This window comes from Streptomyces sp. SID3212 (genome assembly GCF_009865405.1).
In the GTDB taxonomy this organism is placed as follows: Bacteria; Actinomycetota; Actinomycetes; order Streptomycetales; family Streptomycetaceae; genus Streptomyces.
The window spans coordinates 1-1,144 of record NZ_WWJY01000967.1 but is presented as its reverse complement, the minus strand read 5'-3'; the positions used below and the strand labels follow the sequence as shown (position 1 = coordinate 1,144).

Here is a 1,144-nt window from a genome sequence, read left to right as displayed (position 1 = left end):
CGGTGACGTCGTACATGATGTAGAACTTCCGGCCGTTGGCCTCCGCCGACTGCCGTACCCGCTGTGCCATGACGTCGCGCGTGGGGCCCTCGCCGCCGAACGGGTTGAACCGCTGGAGCGCGGCGGTGTCGATGTTGTTCTCCCGCATCCACCGGAAGTGGGTGTCGACGGTCTGCTGGTCGTACGACGAGAAGAGCGTCGCGGGCTGCCCGTCGTTGGTGTTCGCGTAAGCGGTGCGGTAACCGCGGCTGTACTCCCGCATGTCGGGCCACGACTTGATGGTGGTATTGCTCGGCGACGGGGGCTGGCCGGCATTCCTGCTCCAGTGCCACCAACTGTTGATGGGGGCGCCGTCGCCGATGCAGGCGAACCATCCCTGATAGCCGACGGTGATTTTCCCGACGACGTCGCCGGGGGGACTCGCGGCGGGTGCCAGGGGGGCGGCCTCGGCCGCCATGGCACCCCGCTGGGCAGCGAGAACGCCGCCCACGGAAGCGGATGCGGCCAGCGCGGACGCGATGACCGACCGTCGTGAAATGCTCACGGAGGATATCCTCCCGTCAGGTGTCTGCCAGAAACACACGATTCCCTCGGGAGTGGGGGGAGTTGTTGGCCGGTGGCAGTCCGGCCGGCCCCAAGGGCACGCCTGTGCAAGGTAGTCGGACCGCACATCCCGCACAAGGTGCGTTGTGCATGCATTCCGTCAAGAAAATGCGAAGGTCTGTCAGTCCATTTACTTGCCACTTTCCGTTTCCGGCGGAATGCGGAAAAGCGCGCGGGGAGTTCCGCCCGTGTCCGGCGCGCCCGGCGCGCTCCCCTCATGACCCTTTGCGCTCGCTTGCGCACCGAGCGTGCCGGGCACCATCCGGTCGAAGGTCGAAGGTCGAGGGGGGAGGTGCGCGGTGCACGGACCGGCGACGGCCGGCTGGCTGCTGGTCGCGCTCTGCGCGGGAGCCGGGGGTTACTGCCTGCTCCGCATGCGCGGCGTCGCGGGTGAGGCGCGCGGTACGGCGGGCGGCGAGGCGCTGATGGGATTCGGGATGGCCGCCATGGCCGTCCCCGCGGTGGTGCTGTCACCGCCGCGGTGGGCGTGGTTGGCGTACGCGGCGGTGTTCGGCGCGGCCGCACTGGGGACGGCCGTCCG

1 protein-coding gene and 1 pseudogene are annotated in these 1,144 nt (G+C 69.3%); one reads left to right on the top strand and one right to left on the bottom strand.

Features of this window, described 5'->3' with window-relative positions; all coding sequences use genetic code 11:
• Positions 1–544 (bottom strand): annotated as a pseudogene (locus GT042_RS28680) (xylosidase); the annotation flags it as partial.
• A gap of 358 nt (positions 545–902) precedes the next feature.
• On the opposite strand from GT042_RS28680, the gene GT042_RS28675 reads away from it, so the two are divergent.
• The coding region (locus tag GT042_RS28675; RefSeq protein WP_345943960.1) for a DUF5134 domain-containing protein at positions 903–1,144 on the top strand (242 nt) is incomplete at its 3' end.